Annotated in this window: 14 protein-coding genes; 8 read left to right on the top strand and 6 right to left on the bottom strand. The window is 73.0% G+C overall.

Annotated features, from left to right (window positions below):
- Positions 1–54: 54 nt before the first annotated feature.
- Positions 55–1,038 (bottom strand): LacI family DNA-binding transcriptional regulator, encoded by a 984-nt coding sequence (locus tag TR50_RS09925; protein ID WP_042418284.1) that lies wholly within the window; start codon positions 1,036–1,038, stop codon positions 55–57.
- A gap of 273 nt (positions 1,039–1,311) precedes the next feature.
- Between TR50_RS09925 and TR50_RS09920 the strand changes: the two genes are divergently transcribed.
- The 6 genes from TR50_RS09920 to TR50_RS09895 all read left to right on the top strand — a co-directional run bounded on the left by TR50_RS09920 (position 1,312) and on the right by TR50_RS09895 (position 9,764).
- Positions 1,312–2,217, top strand: coding sequence for a carbohydrate ABC transporter permease (locus tag TR50_RS09920; protein WP_042417911.1), 906 nt, complete (start codon positions 1,312–1,314; stop codon positions 2,215–2,217).
- A gap of 3 nt (positions 2,218–2,220) precedes the next feature.
- Positions 2,221–3,165, top strand: a complete 945-nt coding sequence (locus tag TR50_RS09915) for a carbohydrate ABC transporter permease (protein WP_042417908.1) — start codon at positions 2,221–2,223, stop codon at positions 3,163–3,165.
- 69 nt (positions 3,166–3,234) lie between these two features.
- Complete coding sequence (locus tag TR50_RS09910) at positions 3,235–4,581, top strand: ABC transporter substrate-binding protein (RefSeq protein WP_042417906.1); 1,347 nt, start codon at positions 3,235–3,237, stop codon at positions 4,579–4,581.
- A 121-nt stretch (positions 4,582–4,702) separates the two neighbouring features.
- Positions 4,703–6,766 carry a beta-galactosidase gene (locus TR50_RS09905; RefSeq protein WP_042417903.1) on the top strand — a complete coding sequence of 688 codons (2,064 nt, stop codon included), beginning with the start codon at positions 4,703–4,705 and terminating at the stop codon, positions 6,764–6,766.
- Between the two features lie 281 nt (positions 6,767–7,047).
- Complete coding sequence (locus TR50_RS09900; protein ID WP_042417900.1) at positions 7,048–7,968, top strand: DNA-3-methyladenine glycosylase family protein; 921 nt, start codon at positions 7,048–7,050, stop codon at positions 7,966–7,968.
- 134 nt (positions 7,969–8,102) lie between these two features.
- The gene (locus TR50_RS09895; RefSeq protein WP_042418282.1) at positions 8,103–9,764 is read left to right on the top strand and encodes an FAD-dependent monooxygenase; all 1,662 of its coding nucleotides are present in this window, start codon (positions 8,103–8,105) and stop codon (positions 9,762–9,764) included.
- Positions 9,765–9,817: 53 nt separating this feature from the next.
- Here the strand turns inward: TR50_RS09895 and TR50_RS09890 are convergent, their stop codons facing one another.
- The 3 genes from TR50_RS09890 to TR50_RS09880 form a co-directional block, all read right to left on the bottom strand.
- Positions 9,818–10,741 carry an NADP-dependent oxidoreductase gene (locus tag TR50_RS09890; protein WP_042417897.1) on the bottom strand — a complete coding sequence of 308 codons (924 nt, stop codon included), beginning with the start codon at positions 10,739–10,741 and terminating at the stop codon, positions 9,818–9,820.
- A 44-nt stretch (positions 10,742–10,785) separates the two neighbouring features.
- Entirely contained in the window at positions 10,786–11,217 is a 432-nt protein-coding gene (locus tag TR50_RS09885; RefSeq protein WP_042417894.1) for a nitroreductase family deazaflavin-dependent oxidoreductase, read from the bottom strand.
- A gap of 83 nt (positions 11,218–11,300) precedes the next feature.
- Entirely contained in the window at positions 11,301–11,777 is a 477-nt protein-coding gene (locus tag TR50_RS09880) for a nuclear transport factor 2 family protein (RefSeq protein WP_052440891.1), read from the bottom strand.
- A gap of 457 nt (positions 11,778–12,234) precedes the next feature.
- On the opposite strand from TR50_RS09880, the gene TR50_RS09875 reads away from it, so the two are divergent.
- Positions 12,235–13,218: an alpha/beta fold hydrolase gene (locus TR50_RS09875; RefSeq protein ID WP_042417891.1), complete on the top strand. Its 984-nt coding sequence runs from the start codon at positions 12,235–12,237 to the stop codon at positions 13,216–13,218.
- A 13-nt stretch (positions 13,219–13,231) separates the two neighbouring features.
- Here TR50_RS09875 and TR50_RS09870 read toward each other — a convergent pair whose 3' ends face one another.
- A complete protein-coding gene (locus TR50_RS09870) occupies positions 13,232–13,927 on the bottom strand; it encodes a TetR/AcrR family transcriptional regulator (RefSeq protein WP_042417887.1) in 696 nt (231 codons plus the stop codon).
- Between the two features lie 151 nt (positions 13,928–14,078).
- On the opposite strand from TR50_RS09870, the gene TR50_RS09865 reads away from it, so the two are divergent.
- Positions 14,079–14,546 carry a cupin domain-containing protein gene (locus TR50_RS09865; RefSeq protein WP_042417885.1) on the top strand — a complete coding sequence of 156 codons (468 nt, stop codon included), beginning with the start codon at positions 14,079–14,081 and terminating at the stop codon, positions 14,544–14,546.
- Here the strand turns inward: TR50_RS09865 and TR50_RS09860 are convergent.
- Positions 14,531–14,902 carry a nuclear transport factor 2 family protein gene (locus tag TR50_RS09860; protein ID WP_042417883.1) on the bottom strand — a complete coding sequence of 124 codons (372 nt, stop codon included), beginning with the start codon at positions 14,900–14,902 and terminating at the stop codon, positions 14,531–14,533. The genes TR50_RS09865 and TR50_RS09860 overlap by 16 nt on opposite strands.
- Positions 14,903–14,949: the final 47 nt, after the last annotated feature.

Below are 14,949 nucleotides of genomic sequence, written 5' to 3'. Positions count from 1 at the left end.
GCGCCTCAGCGGCCGCGCCCTTCAGCGGCCGGGAGCCTCAGCGGTGACGAAAGGTCACCGCGGCTGACGCGGCGGGGCGGTGCTGGCCCGCCGCACCAGCGTGGTGGGGACCAGTGCGGTGCCGTGCTCGGCGGACTGGTGGCGGATCTGCCGCAGCACGCCCTCGACGCAGCGGCGGCCCACCTCGCCGAAGTCCTGGTGCACGGTCGTCAGCGGCGGGATGAAGGACGCGGCCTCGGAGATGTCGTCGAAGCCCACCACGCTGACGTCCTCCGGCACGCGCCGTCCGCGCTCGTGCAGGGCGCGCAGCAGTCCGAGGGCCATCTGGTCGTTCGCCGCGAACACCGCGGTGCAGTCCTCGGGGACGAGTCGGCCGGCCATGTAGCCGGACTCGGCCGACCAGTCGCCGAAGAGCAGCGGCGGGACCGTGCGTCCGGCCTCCCTGAGCACCGCGAGCCAGGCGTCCGTACGGCGCTGCGCGGCGAAGGAGTCCGGCGGGCCGGCCAGGTGCCACACGGTGCGGTGGCCGAGTTCGAGCAGGTGCTCCACGGCGGCGCGGGCCCCGCCGCGCTGGTCGGTGTCGACGACGGCGTAGCGGTCGCCCGCGTCGGAGTCGACCACGACGACCTGGACGTGCGGGGGCAGCGAGAGGGTGGCGGAGTCCAGCAGGTGGACCTCCATGATGACGATGACGCCGTCGACCGCGAGCTCGCCGAGCCGGGTGAACGCCCCGTTCACGCCCGTCTGCGTGGGGACGGCCGGCAGCAGGGTGATCGCGTAGCCCTCCAGGGCCGCGGACTCGGCGATGGCCTCCAGGGTGCGGACGTTGCCGGTGGAGGAGAGGTTGAACAGGATGACGCCGAGCGTGCGGAACTCGCCGTGCTTGAGCGCCCGGGCGGCGCTGTTGGGCCGGTAGCCGAGCTCCTTCATGGCGGCCAGGACCCGGGCGCGGGTCTCCTCGACGACGTCCGGACTGCCATTGGAGACCCGGGAGACCGTCTGCGCGGAGACCCCCGCGACACGGGCGACGTCCGCCATCGAGGCGCCGCGGCGCCGTCGCGCGGGCGGGGCCACCCCTACGGCGTTGTCCTTCACGAGCATCCTCCTGCGTTCGTCCGAGCCGTGCCCAGCCTCAGATCAAACACGATCCGAGCCGTCCCTTGACGGCCTTCGACCCCCGATGTCAGCATCACCCTACGTGATGTTTACGCAAACATCCAGCTCCGAGGGGCTTGCCAGCAGGGTGATGTTTGCGCAACCATCCTCCGCAACATCGAGGGACCGCAGCACCGAGGAACAAGGGATAGCCACATGACGGTTGCCGACCCACCCGCCCGTTCACGACCCAGGCGCTCCGCGCGCGGCTGGGCCGGGTTCGGGTTCACCGCGCCGTTCCTGGCCGTGTTCGCCCTGGTCTTCCTGGCGCCGATCGCCTACTCGATCTACCTCAGCCTGTTCCAGGACCGGCTGATCGGCGGCACCACCTTCGTCGGGATCGCCAACTACCGGCAGGCGATCGCCGATCCGCAGTTCTGGGACGGTCTCGGCCGGGTCGCGCTCTTCCTCGCCGTGCAGGTGCCCGTGATGCTCGGCATCGCCCTGCTGGTGGCGCTCGCCCTGGACAGCGGCCGGCTCTACGGGCGGGACTTCTTCCGGATCACGGTCTTCCTGCCCTACGCCGTCCCGGCCGTCGTGGCGACGCTGATGTGGGGCTTCATGTACGGCACGCGCTTCGGTCTGGTCGCCGACCTGAACCACGCCTTCGGCGTCACCCTGCCCGACCCGCTCTCCCCGCACCTGATCCTCGCCAGCATCGGCAACATCGTGACCTGGGAGTTCATCGGCTACAACATGCTGATCTTCTACTCCGCGCTGCGCGTGATCCCGCACTCCCTCTACGAGGCGGCGGCGATCGACGGCGCCGGGCAGTGGCGGATCGTCGCCGCCGTCAAGCTGCCCGCGATCCGCGGCGCGGTCGTGATCGCCACGATCTTCTCGATCATCGGCAGCTTCCAGCTGTTCAACGAGCCGAGCATCCTGCGGCCGCTGGTGCCGGACTCCGTGACCACCTCGTACACCCCGAACCTCTACACCTACTCGCTGGCCTTCTCCGGCCAGCAGGAGGACTACGCCGCCACGGTCGCGATCATCATGGGCGTCCTCACCATGATCGTCGCCTACGCCTTCCAGCTGCGCGGCATGCGAAAGGAGGCGTGAGCGATGACCGCCACGACGCCCGCTCCGACGAAGACCTCCGGCCCCGGCCGCTCCCCGCGCCTGCGGACGGCCTCCTCGCGGCCGCGCCGCGCGTACTCGGTCGACAGGCCGCGCCGCAGCAGGACCCTGACGGCGCTGTCGAGCCTGATCGTGCTCTACACGCTGGTGCCGCTGGCCTGGCTGGTCGTCAGCGCCACCAAGACCCAGGCGAACCTGCTCGGCTCCCCCGGCCTGTGGTTCAGCGGCAGGTTCGCCCTGTGGGACAACATCTCCCAGACCCTGACCTACGACCACCACGTCTTCCTGCGCTGGCTGCTCAACACCCTCCTCTACGTCGTCCTCGGCGCGGGCGGGGCGACGCTGCTCGCGGTGCTGGCCGGCTACGGGCTGGCCAAGTTCGACTTCCGCGGCAAGAAGACGGTCTTCGCCGTCGTCATCGGCGCCGTCGCCGTGCCCGCCACCGCCCTCGCGGTGCCGACCTTCCTGATGTTCAGCACGATGGGGCTGACCAACACGCCCTGGGCGGTGATCATCCCCTCCCTGGTCTCGCCGTTCGGCCTCTACCTGATGTGGGTCTTCGCCTCCGAGGCCGTCCCCGCCGAACTGCTGGAGGCGGCCCGGGTCGACGGGTCCGGCGAGGTGCGCACCTTCTTCACCATCGCCCTGCCGCTGCTGTCGCCCGGCATCGTGACGGTCCTGCTCTTCACCGTGGTCGCGACCTGGAACAACTACTTCCTGCCGCTGATCATGATCAAGGACCCGAACTGGTACCCGCTCACCCTCGGCCTCAACGCCTGGAACGCCCAGGCCGCCACGGCCGGAGGACAGCCCGTGTTCAACCTCGTCATCACCGGTTCGCTGCTGACGATCGTGCCGCTCGTCGCCGCCTTCCTGCTGCTCCAGCGCTACTGGCAGTCAGGGCTGGCCGCCGGGAGCGTCAAGGAGTAGCCCTCCCCTCGCTCTGCACCACTGCTCGCCCCACACCCACCCTCACCTGAGCACAACGGAGTGAACACCATGCACGTCCCCGCACGCCGCGTCGTCAGAGGTCTCGGGCTGCTGTGCGCCGCCGCCCTGAGCCTGACCGCCTGCTCCTCCTCCGGCTCCACCGCCGCCTCCGGGTCCGGCGACGCCTCGGCCGGGGCCTCCGCGGTCCAGGCGGCCCTCGCCAAGGGCGGCACCATCACCGTCTGGGCCTGGGAGCCGACCCTCAAGCAGGTCGTCACCGACTTCGAGGCCAAGTACCCCAAGGTGCACGTCAACCTCGTGAACGCGGGCACCGGCGACAAGCAGTACACCGCGCTGCAGAACGCCGTCTCCGCGGGCAGCGGCGGACCGGACGTGGCGCAGATCGAGTACTACGCGCTCGGGCAGTTCGCGCTCGGCAAGTCCGTGCAGGACCTGACGCAGTTCGGCGCGGCCTCGCTGAACGGGACCTTCTCGCCCGGCCCGTGGAGCTCCGTCGACATCGCCGGCGGCGTGTACGCGCTGCCGATGGACTCCGGTCCCATGGCGCTGTTCTACAACAAGAAGGTCTTCGACCAGTACAAGCTGACGGTCCCCAGCACCTGGGCAGAGTACCTCGACGACGCCAGGAAGCTGCACGCGGCGAACCCCAACGCCTACATCACCAACGACACCGGCGACGCGGGCTTCACCACCTCCCTGATCTGGCAGGCCGGCGGCCACCCGTACAAGGTGGACGGCACGAAGGTGTCCGTCGACTTCTCCGACGCCGGCAGCACCGCGTTCACCTCCACCTGGCAGCAGTTGGTCTCCGGCAAGCTCGTCGCGCCGATCAACTCCTGGAGCGACCAGTGGTACAAGGGCCTCGGCGACGGCACCATCGCCACCCTGGCCACCGGCGCCTGGATGCCGGCCAACTTCGTCTCCGGCGTCCCCGGCGCCTCCGGTGACTGGCGCGTCGCGCCCCTGCCGCAGTGGCAGGCCGGTCAGAACGCCAGCGCGGAGAACGGCGGCAGCTCGCTGGCGGTGATGAAGGCCAGCGCGAACCAGGACCTGGCCTACGCCTTCCTCAAGTTCGCCGACGCCGGCCCCGGCGTCCAGGACCGCATCAAGGGCGGCGCGTTCCCGGCCACCACCGCGGACCTGAACTCCCCCGCCTTCCTGAACACCGCCTTCCCCTACTTCGGCGGCCAGCAGGCCAACCAGATCTTCGCCCAGTCGGCGAAGAACGTCGTCAAGGGCTGGCAGTACCTGCCCTTCCAGGTCTACGCCAACTCGATCTTCAACGACAACGTCGGCAAGGCGTACGTCTCCAGCACCACGCTGGCCCAGGGGCTGAAGAACTGGCAGGACGCCTCGCTCAGGTACGGCAGCCAGCAGGGCTTCACGACCGGCTGACACCGGCTGCCCTCCCGCACTCCGGCGGCGGCGCGACGCCCGGATCCCCGCGCCGCCGCCGGGCCCTGTTCCGCCCGGTGCGCTCCCCCCGAGCGCACCGCCCGCATCCGAGAGGATCACCATGACCACGTCTCCCTCCCCCGCGCCGCGCTGGATCCGCTGGCCCGAGGGCGACCGCTCTCCCCGCCTGGGCTACGGCGCCGACTACAACCCGGAGCAGTGGCCGCGCGAGGTCTGGGCGGAGGACGTCCGGCTGATGCGCGAGGCGGGCGTGAACATCGTCTCGCTGGCGATCTTCTCCTGGGCCCGACTCCAACCCACGAAGGACACCTGGGACTTCGGCTGGCTCGACGAGGTCATGGAACTGCTCCACGAGGGCGGGATCGCCGTCGACCTGGCGACCGCCACCGCCTCCCCGCCGCCGTGGCTGACCGCCCTGCATCCCGAGATCCTCCCCGTCACCCGCACCGGCGAGACGCTGTGGCCGGGCGCGCGGCAGCACTGGCGTCCCACCTCGCCCGTCTTCCGCTCCCACGCGCTGCGGCTGGTGGAGGAGTTGGCCGCCCGCTACGGCCGCCACCCCGCCCTCGCCGCCTGGCACGTCTCCAACGAGCTGGGCTGCCACAACGTCTACGACTACTCCGACGACGCGGCCGGCGCGTTCCGGCTGTGGCTGCGCGACCGCTACCAGACCCTGGACGCGCTCAACCACGCCTGGGGCACCTCCTTCTGGTCCCAGCACTACAGCGCCTGGGAGCAGATCCTGCCGCCGCGGCTGGCCGCCTCGCACCCCAACCCCACCCAGCAGCTGGACTTCAAGCGCTTCTCCTCCGACGCCCTGCGCGACCACCTGTGCGCCGAGCGCGAGGTGCTGCGGCGGATCACGCCGGAGGTGCCGGTCACCACCAACTTCATGGTGATGGGCGAGACCAAGGGCATGGACTACGCGAGTTGGGCCGAGGACGTCGACTTCGTCTCCAACGACCACTACGTGCACCCCGGCCCGCAGGCGCTCGACGAGCTGTCCTTCTCCGCCAACCTCGTCAGCGGCATCGCGGCGCACCGGCCCTGGTACCTGATGGAGCACTCGACCAGCGCGGTCAACTGGCAGCCCGTCAACCGGGCCAAGCTGCCCGGCGAGCTGGCCCGCGACTCACTGCTGCACGTGGGCCACGGAGCGGACGTCGTCGCCTTCTTCCAGTGGCGCCAGTCCGCGGCGGGCGCGGAGAAGTACCACTCCGCGATGGTGCCCCACGCGGGCGCCGACAGCGAGGTCTTCCGCGCGGTGACCGCACTCGGCCGCACGCTCGCGGCACTGGCCCCCGTCGCCGGGAGCACACGCAGGCCCGCGCGGGCGGCGATCGTCTTCGACTGGGACTCCTGGTGGGCCAGCGAGCACGACTCGCACCCGACCGAGCTGCTGCGCTACCGGCAGGAGGCGCTGGACTGGTACTCCGCCTTCCTCGCCCTCGGCGTGCGCGCCGACGTCGTCCCCGCCCGCGCGGACCTCTCCGGCTACGACCTGCTCGTGACGCCGGTCCTGCACGTCGTCCCGGCCGAGCTGGCCAAGCGGCTCACCGATTTCGTCGAGGGCGGCGGGCATCTGGTGGCCACCTACTTCTCCGGGATCGTCGACGAGAACGACCACGTCCACCTCGGCGGCTACCCGGGCGCGCTGCGGAGCCTGCTGGGCATCCGCGTCGAGGAGTTCGCCCCGCTGCCCGAGGACGCGAGCGTCCGCCTGGACAACGGCTGCACCGGCACCCTGTGGACGGAGGCCGTCACCGTCACCGACCCGTCCGTGCTGATCCTGGCCGGCTACAGCGACGGCCCGCAGGCCGGACGCGCCGCGATCACCCACCGCCGGGTCGGCCCGGGCACGGCCGCCTACGTCTCCACCCGGCTCGGCGCCGCGCAGCTGCCCGAGGTGCTCGCCCCGCTGCTGGCCGCCGCCGGCCTCGACAGCGAGCTCCCCGCCCAGGCGCGGGGACGCGTCGACCTCGCGGTCCGCGAGGACGACGGCGCGGAGTACTGGTTCCTCACCAACCGGACGGCCGAACCGATCGACCTCTCCGGCCTCTCCGGCCTCGACGGTGAGCCCCTCGCGGCCTCCTGGCCGATGGAGGACGACGCCGCCGCACACCTGGCTCCGCGCGGCGTCCTCGTCCTGCGCCGGCCGAAGTAGGCGCGGGAGGGGCGCGGCCGCGTCCCGTGTGCCCGCGCTGCTTGTCCACGCCCTGGCGCGCCACGCCGTGCCACAGCACGCCACGCTGCGCTTTGCTTCGCTGCGCCTACGGTGCCGGAGTCCCGCCGGGGACCCCGGCACCGCCGCTCGCGTCCGGGACGCGAGGGCGGCGGCCTGGCGACGGCGCGGCCCGCGTGCCGACGGGGCCGCGGAAATGCGCGGAACGGGGCGGCGTCCCCGCCACCATGGGGTGTGGACCCGACCCGCCACGGATCGCAGCGATGAACCAGCCTCCCGACCGCACTCTGCACTGGCGGCCCGGCTTTCCCGTCGACGCCCGGCTCACCCTGTCGGACCTGCGGCGCGGGCACCACGACCCGACGCACCGGCTCGAACGCGACGGCGCCCTGTGGCGCACCGCGCTCACCGCCTCCGGGGCGGTCAGTTACCGCATCCGGCAGCAGCGTCTCGACGACCTGCTGATCGACGCCTGGGGTCCCGGCGCGGCCGAGTGGGTCGAGGGAGCCCCGCGCGAGCTCGGCGCCCTCGACCACCCCGAGGAGTTCCGCCCCGAGCATCCCTTCCTGCGACAGGCCTTGCGCCGCCTGCCCGGCCTGCGCGTCCCGCACACCGGACGGGTCCTCGAAGCGCTGGTCCCCGCGATCATCGAGCAGCGCGTGGTCGGCCTGGACGCCCAGGCGGCCTTCACGCGTCTCGTCCGCAGCCACGGCACCACGCCGCCCGGCCCCGCGCCGCGCGGCATGCGCGTCCCTCCGACGGCGGAGACCTGGATGCGCATCCCGAGCTGGGACTGGCGACGCGCAGGCGTCGACCTGCACCGCTCCCGGGCGGTCATCGAGGCCGCCCGCCAGGCCGCGCGTCTGGAGCGGGCCGCCCGGGCCGGGGACCCCGACCGCGCCTACGCCCTGCTCGCGTCGCTCCCCGGCGTCGGACGCTGGACCTCAGCCCAGGTCGGTCACCGCGCCCTCGGCGACGCGGACGCCCTGCCCCTGGGCGACTACCACCTCGGCCAGGCGACCGGCGTCGCGCTTCTCGGGCGTCCTCTCGCCGACGCCGAGATCGAGCCCTTCTACGAGCCGTTCCGCCCCCACCGCTACCGTGTCATCCGCCTGATCGAGCTCACGCCGCACTCCGCCCCGCGCCACGCACCGCGCGCCCCGCGCGCCCGGCCGCTGGACTGAGCCGCCGTCACTGACGCACGCTGCCGCGCCCTGCTCTGCCGTGCCCTGCTCTGCCGTGCCCTGCCTGGCCCTGCCCTGCTGCGCCTGGCCCCGGCGGGAGGCGGGCCCAGGGGACCGGGCTTAGCGTGGACGTCATGATCGATGTCGACGTTCTGGTGGTCGGGGCGGGTCCGGTGGGTCTGACGGCGGCGGCGGAACTGCGGCGTCACGGCGTCGAATGCCGGATCGTCGACGCCCTGCCCGCGCCGCTGCCCTACGCCAAGGCCGTCGGCGTCCAGCCGCGCACGCTGGAGGTCTGGGACGCCATGGGGCTGATCCGCCCGGCGCTGGACGAGGCGGTCCCGCTGCTCGGCCAGTTGACGTTCGTCGACGGCCGCCCCGGGCCCCGGATGGAGCTGCGGCTGCCGCCCGAGGTCCCGTACGCCTTCGCCGCCCTCCCCCAGTACGTGACCGAGCAGCTGCTCACCGAGCACCTGGAGCGCTTCGGGACGGTGGTCGAGCGCGGAACCCGGCTCGAGGCCGTGGCCCAGGGCCCGGACGGGGTCGAGGCCACGCTCGCTGGCGACGGGCGGACGGAACGGGTGCGCGCACGGTACCTCGTGGGCTGCGACGGCGCGCACAGCCTGGTCCGCAAGTCGGCCGGGATCGGTTTCGACGGCGACGCCTTCCCCGAGCAGTACATGCTCGGGGACGTGGAGGTCGACTGGAGGCTGCCCCCCGGCTACGCCGTGCGGTCCACCCGTCTGGACGGGGACGGCAAGATCGGCGACCTGCTGGTGTGCATCCCGCTGCCGGGCGACCGCCGGTACCGGATGTCCATGATGGTCCCGCCGGAGCTGACCCTGGCTCAGGACGGTGCGGCGGTGGGCGCCGCCGACCGGGTGGCCCACGGGCTGGGCAGCGGCCGCGGTCCGGACCTCGCGCAGATCCAGGCCGTGCTCGACCGGCTCTCCCCGGAGCCCACGACCGCGTCGGCGCTGCGCTGGTCGTCCACGTTCCGGATCAGCCACCGGCTGGCGGACCGCTACCGCGAGGGCCGCCTCCTGCTCGCCGGGGACGCCGCGCACATCCACCCGCCCACGGGCGCGCAGGGCATGAACACCGGCGTGCAGGACGCCTACAACCTCGCCTGGAAGCTGGCCCTGACGGTTCGTGGCGTGGCCGCCGGCGGCCTGCTGGACAGCTACGACGCCGAACGCCACCCGGTCGGCGAGGAGGTCGTCGGCCGCACGGTCCGCCACGCCCGCGCGGGCTACGGGGACAGCGGCGAGGACGGCATGGAGGCGGTCCTGCTGCGCGAGGCGCAACTGCTGGTCGGCTACCCGGACAGTCCGCTGGTCGAACCGGGCGGGCCCGAGGACCTGGCGGCGGGCGGGCCCGCTGCGGGAGACCGGGCCCCCGACTGCCCCGGCCTGGTCCGCGACCTCGCCGCGTACCCGCAGCGGCTCTTCGACCTGCTCCGCAGCCCCGACCACACGCTGCTGCTGTACGCGGGACCGGGCCACGCGACGGGCTGCGGCGCCGAACGGCTCCAGGAGTGCGCCGCCGCGGCAGACCGAACCGCGCACGGGCTGCTCACCGCCTACGTGGTCCTCGCTCAGGACGTCCCCGACGACGCGCGCCCGGCGGGGCTGCGTCCGCCGCGCGTCCGCGACCTGGCGGGCGGCTTCGCGCGCGCCTACGGCGCGCGGGACGGCGAGGTCTTCCTGGTCCGCCCCGACGGCTACCTCGCCGGCCGGTTCCACCCGGCCGACCCGGACCGGCTGACCGCGCTGCTGCGACGCGCCTTCGCCTGAGCCCACCTGGACCTACCTGAGCCCGCCTGAACCCGCCTGAACCGGTGGTCCTCCTACGGCCGAAGGACGATCTTGCCGCGGGTGTGCCGGCGTTCGAGCTCGGTGTAGGCCGCGCGGACCTCCGACAGCGGATAGACGTTCGCGACCGGCAGTTCGAGCTGCCCCGCGGCGATCAGACGGGCGAGCTCGGCGAGCACCTCGGCGCCCGGCCCGGCCGCGGTTCCGCCGTCGGTCCGCACGCCGTACTTCGCGGCGGCCGCGTAGTCGGCGATGGTGTCGATCCGTTCGACCGGGACGCCGAGGGCGAGGGCCAGTTCCACGTACCCGTCGCCGTGGGTGTCGACGAACGCGTCCACGCCGTCGGGCGCGGCCGCCCTGATCCGGTCCGCGACGCCGTCGCCGTACGCGACGGGGATCACGCCGTGGCTCCGCAGCCAGGCGTGGTTGCCCTCGCCCGCCAGGCCGATGACCGTGGCGCCGGTACGGCGCGCGAGCTGGACGGCGAGCGAGCCGACCCCTCCGGCGGCGCCGGAGACGACGACGGTCTCGCCCTCCCCGGGGTGAACGGAGTGCACCGCGCCCCACGCCGTCACGCCGACGACGTACAGCCCGCCGGCGACCTCCCAGGGGACCTCGGCCGGCTTGTGCGTGAGGTCGTCGGCCTCGACCAGCACCAGCTCGGCGTGCGAGGCCCGGTTGTTGCTGAACCCGATCACCTCGTCGCCGGGCGCGTGTCCGGCGACTCCGGGACCGACCTCCTCGACGACCCCGGCCAGATCGCTGCCCTGCCCGGACGGGAACGTCGAGGGGAACATCTCCGCCAGCGCGCCGGTGCGGATGAGGGCCTCGCCCGGGTTGATACCGGCCGCCTTCACCCGCACCAGGACCTGCCCGCTCCCGGGCGCCGGGCGTTCCACCTCGTCGACCCGCAGCACGTCGACCCCGCCGAACCCGTCGTACCTGACCGCCTTCGGCATGATCCCTCTCCTTCTGCTCGTTCAGCTCCCGGGGCTGCGCGGGGCTACGCGCGCCGGAGTTCGAGCACCGGAATGGTGCGGACGCCGGCCGTCTTGCGCTCGTACTCGGCGAAGCCCGGGTAGCGCCGCGCCTGCTCGGCGTAGACGCGGTCGCGGTCGGCGCCCGTCAGCTCGTGGACGGACACCTCGTACGTCTCCGTCCCCCGTTCGACGGCGCCTTCGCCGGCGGCGGTCAGATTCCGGTACCAGTCCGGGTCGGTGGGCGCACCGCTCTTGGTGGCGAACACGTAGACCACCTCGTGCGGCGCGGACTCGTGCGGGAGGTACATCATCGGGGTGACGTACTCCCGCCCGCTCCTGCGGCCCCGGTGGTGCAGCAGGACCAGTGGCGCGCCCTCGAACGGCCCGCCGACCCTTCCCTCGTTCGCGCGGAACTCCGCGATGGTCTTCGCGTTCCAGTCGAGCGCCTCGTTCATGTCGGACTCCTGTCTGCCGGCTACTGCGAGCGTGGCCGTGGGGCTGGTGAGCAGGCATCACCGGATGAAGGTGATTCGGCGGATCAGGGAGCGCAGGGGCGGGTCTCGGTCCAGTCGACGAGCAGCCGCCGTTCAGCGAAGAGCCACCGCCCGTCCCACTTGACGAACTCGTCGAGGTAGCGGATGGACGCGATCATGATGGTGCGTTCGGAGTCCGCGCCGAACGAGATGTGGTGGGCCAGGCAGTAGCTCTCGCCGCTCGCCCGGTCGCCGTCCAGTGACACCGTGCTCTGGCCGTTGAAGTGGGTGGTGGCCCGGTAGCTGTTCAGGTTCTCGAAGACCGGGCGGAGCGCCTCGCGACCGTGCAGTTCCTGGGTCGGCTCGGCCGCGGTGGCGTCCATGAAGACCAGGAACCGGGTGTCCTCGGTGAACAGGGCCATCTGCCCCTCGGCGTCGCGCCGGTCGGCGCAGTGCGCGTAGGCGTCGACGAGCGCGCGGATGGCCAGCCGGTCGGCGGCCTCCTGGGGCGACATCGGTGACATCGGGACGCGGGAGGACATGCGGCTCCCTCCTGGAGCAAGAGACCACCTGCATCAGACCATCGGTCCCAGGAGCCCGCAACCGGCTGCCCGCACGCCCCCGCAGCGCCTCCGTACGCGTCCTCAGCTGTCCCGTGGTCGACACTCCCCGAGGGCGGGCGTCCCGCAGACTGGCGGTGGATTCCGTCGCCGGTCCTCCCCGCCGTCGGATCGGCATGAGCGGCAGGAAGGGCGACTGATGACGAACGCCGTGGGTGACCGGCCGCGTGACCGTCGCCGGCGGCAGCCCGGACGGGTTCCCGCCCGCTCGCGCAGGTGCTGCCCCCGGGGGCTGGCCTGGCCGACCTGGGGCTGAGCCCCGGACGGTTGTTGCCGAACCGGCAACAACAGGCTCCGGTGGAGCGGCGGGTGACGCATGATCGGGGAACGGCCGTCGCACCGCCGCCCCTACCCCGCCGGACGCACCCCAGGAGACCGCATGTCGCCGCAGACCTCGGACGTCACCCATCGGATGATCCCCGCACCGGCGGGACGGATCCACCTGGTGGAGCAGGGGACCGGGCCCCTGGTGCTGTTGGTGCACGGGTTCCCCGAGTCCTGGTACTCCTGGCGGCGCCAGCTGCCCGCCCTCGCCGCCGCCGGGTACCGCGCGGTCGCCGTCGACGTCCGGGGGTACGGCCGGTCCTCCCGGCCCGACGGCGTGGCCGCCTACCGGATGCGGGAGCTCGTGGCGGACAGCGTCGCCGTGGTCCGCGCCCTCGGCGAGCAGACCGCCGTGATCGTCGGGCACGACTGGGGCGCGACGATCGCCGCGAACTGCGCGCTGCTGCACCCGGAGGTCTTCCGGGCGGTCGCCCTGCTCAGCGTGCCCTACGTGCCGCGCGGCGGGCCTCGCCCGAGCGAGGTGTTCGCGAAGATGGCCGGCGGGGAGCAGGAGTTCTACGTCTCCTACTTCCAGGAGCCCGGACGGGCCGAGGCCGAGATCGAACCCGACGTGCGCGGCTGGCTCGCCGGCTTCTACGCGGCGCTGTCCCCCGACACCATGCCGAGGCCCGGCGCGCCGGACCCGCACTTCGTCGGCGCGGGCGGGACGCTGCGCGACCGTTTTCCGGCGGGGCCGCTGCCCTCGTGGCTCAGCGAGCGCGATCTCGACTTCTACGCGGGCGAGTTCGAGCGGACCGGACTGGGCGGCGCGCTCAACCGCTACCGCGCCATGGACCGGGACTGGGAGGATCTCGCCGAGTTCGACGGCGCGCCGATCACGCAGCCGTCGCTCTTCGTCGGGGGCGGCCTCGACGCCTCCACCGTGTGGCTGGCCGACGCGATCGAGGCGTTCCCCGCCACGCTGCCCGGTCTGGTGTCCTCGCACCTTCTGGACGGGGTCGGCCACTGGATCCAGCAGGAGCGCCCGGACGAGGTCAACCGGCTGCTGACCGGTTGGCTCGCCGCCCTGGGCTCCTGATCTGAGCGAAGGCTCAGCCCTTCCGGCCCCGGCCCGCCCGCGCGGGCGGGTGCGGCAGGGCGGCCCTGGTGAGGGTGGTCGCGGTGCGGACGACGCCGGCGATCGCCTCCTCCGGCTCCAGGCCGGCCAGGTCGATCAGCGAGAACAGCGCCTCCGCGCCCATGACGATCGCCAGATCGCGCTTGAGCTCGGCCAACGCCTGCGGGTCGACGCCGCCGTCCGCGTCGCCGTCCGCGTCAGCGACTGCGTCGTCGGCCGCGCCGCCCGGCGTGGGGTCGGACCAGGGCCGCAGCGCCTCGTCGATGAGGGCGAACCGCAGCCCCGGCCGGGCCGGGCCACCGCCGGGCCGCACGATGGTGGCGGCGATCATCGCCCGCACCGCGCCGGCCCGGGCGAGCACGTGCCGGGCCAGGTACTCCGCGGCGGCGGCGACGCGCTCGGCCGGGTCGGCGGAGTCCGCGACACCGGCGAACGCCTCGGCCGGACCGGGCAGGGTGTCCGCCATCGCCTCCGCGAGCAGGCTGGCGAGGTCGGGGAAGTAGCGGTAGGCGGTCGCCTCCGAGACGAGCGCCGCCCTGGCCACCTCGGGCATCGTCACCTCGCCGCCGGTGGCCATCAGTTCGACCGCCGCCGCGACGATCGCGGCATGCGTGCGCCGCTTCTGGTTCACGCGGCCGGTCGCGCCGCCCTGGGGCGTCGTCGTGGTCATGCGGGAACCTCCTGCGGGGCACGGACCTACGCTGGCTTGCTCCAGCGAGTTCGCCACCATCATAAGAGTCCGCTTGCATAATGGCCAGCCACCCTCCTACGCTCGGAGGAGTCGGCTCTCACCGAAGACGCCTCGCAACGCGGGAGGACCCATGTCCACGCCCCAGGTCTCCGTCGTCGCCCCGGACGGCGGCGAGCTCATCCGGCTGGGCGCGGCCCGGATCCGCGTCGTCGAGGACGGCGCCACCACCGGCCACCGGCTCGGCATCGCGGAGGTCACCCTCGCTCCGCGCAGCCCCGGCCCGCCCCAGCACCGGCACGCCGAACACGACGAGGGCTTCTACGTCGTCTCCGGCACGGCGCGCTTCACCGTCGGGACGACCGACTACGACGCCCCGCCGGGCACCCTGGTGATGGTCCCGCCCGGCGCACCGCACACCTTCGCCAACCCCGGGGACGAACCCCTGGTCATGGTCAACACCTTCACCCCGGACCACTACGTCCGGTACTTCGGCGACGTGCGCGAGGCGATGGACGCGGGGGCGACGATGCAGGAGGCCGCCGCCCAGGTCATGCCCCGCTACGCGACGACCGTCGCCGAGCCTCAGGCCGGCGGCTGAAACTCCGTCACGAAGGTGTAGAGCTCGACGATGACGCCGTCCTTGCAGCGGGCGATGTCCATACCACTCACGACGGGCGGCTGATCGGCGGGGCCGCACAGGAAGCCCAGGTGCCCGAGGTCGTCGTTGACGGAGACGGGGCCGTTCGGGCGGAAGACCCAGTCCGGCGTCTCCTCCCGCATCTCCAGCGCGCGTCGCGCGAGCGCCTCGCGCCCCCGCACGAGGCGGTCGGGCTCGTGCCACACGACGTCGTCGGAGTAGATCTCCTTGACGGTGGCGGCACGCCGCTCGGGGTCCGGCTCGTTGAAGACCTCCAGCAGGTTGGCACGCATCAGGTCGGCTACGGTGCGGGGCATCGGTGCTCCTTCGGGTCGCGCTGAACGGTGTGGCCGGCCACGGGGGG

The sequence above is a fragment of the Streptacidiphilus anmyonensis genome (genome assembly GCF_000787855.1).
In the GTDB taxonomy this organism is placed as follows: Bacteria; Actinomycetota; Actinomycetes; order Streptomycetales; family Streptomycetaceae; genus Streptacidiphilus; species Streptacidiphilus anmyonensis.
The sequence above is the reverse complement of the archived record's forward strand: the minus strand, read 5'-3'. Positions and strand labels throughout refer to the sequence as shown.

Excerpts from the sequence above, each read along its gene's own strand:
- TR50_RS09885 (WP_042417894.1), bottom strand. The coding sequence starts at position 11,217 with ATGAACGAGGCGCTCGACTGGAACGCGAAGACCATCGCGGAGTTCCGC.
- TR50_RS09915 (WP_042417908.1), top strand. The coding sequence starts at position 2,221 with ATGACCGCCACGACGCCCGCTCCGACGAAGACCTCCGGCCCCGGCCGC.
- TR50_RS09905 (WP_042417903.1), top strand. The coding sequence starts at position 4,703 with ATGACCACGTCTCCCTCCCCCGCGCCGCGCTGGATCCGCTGGCCCGAG.
- TR50_RS09900 (WP_042417900.1), top strand. The coding sequence starts at position 7,048 with ATGAACCAGCCTCCCGACCGCACTCTGCACTGGCGGCCCGGCTTTCCC.
- TR50_RS09895 (WP_042418282.1), top strand. The coding sequence starts at position 8,103 with ATGATCGATGTCGACGTTCTGGTGGTCGGGGCGGGTCCGGTGGGTCTG.
- TR50_RS09890 (WP_042417897.1), bottom strand. The coding sequence starts at position 10,741 with ATGCCGAAGGCGGTCAGGTACGACGGGTTCGGCGGGGTCGACGTGCTG.
- TR50_RS09865 (WP_042417885.1), top strand. The coding sequence starts at position 14,079 with ATGTCCACGCCCCAGGTCTCCGTCGTCGCCCCGGACGGCGGCGAGCTC.
- TR50_RS09860 (WP_042417883.1), bottom strand. The coding sequence starts at position 14,902 with ATGCCCCGCACCGTAGCCGACCTGATGCGTGCCAACCTGCTGGAGGTC.
- TR50_RS09870 (WP_042417887.1), bottom strand. The coding sequence starts at position 13,927 with ATGACCACGACGACGCCCCAGGGCGGCGCGACCGGCCGCGTGAACCAG.
- TR50_RS09880 (WP_052440891.1), bottom strand. The coding sequence starts at position 11,777 with ATGTCCTCCCGCGTCCCGATGTCACCGATGTCGCCCCAGGAGGCCGCC.
- TR50_RS09920 (WP_042417911.1), top strand. The coding sequence starts at position 1,312 with ATGACGGTTGCCGACCCACCCGCCCGTTCACGACCCAGGCGCTCCGCG.
- TR50_RS09910 (WP_042417906.1), top strand. The coding sequence starts at position 3,235 with ATGCACGTCCCCGCACGCCGCGTCGTCAGAGGTCTCGGGCTGCTGTGC.
- TR50_RS09875 (WP_042417891.1), top strand. The coding sequence starts at position 12,235 with ATGTCGCCGCAGACCTCGGACGTCACCCATCGGATGATCCCCGCACCG.
- TR50_RS09925 (WP_042418284.1), bottom strand. The coding sequence starts at position 1,038 with ATGGCGGACGTCGCCCGTGTCGCGGGGGTCTCCGCGCAGACGGTCTCC.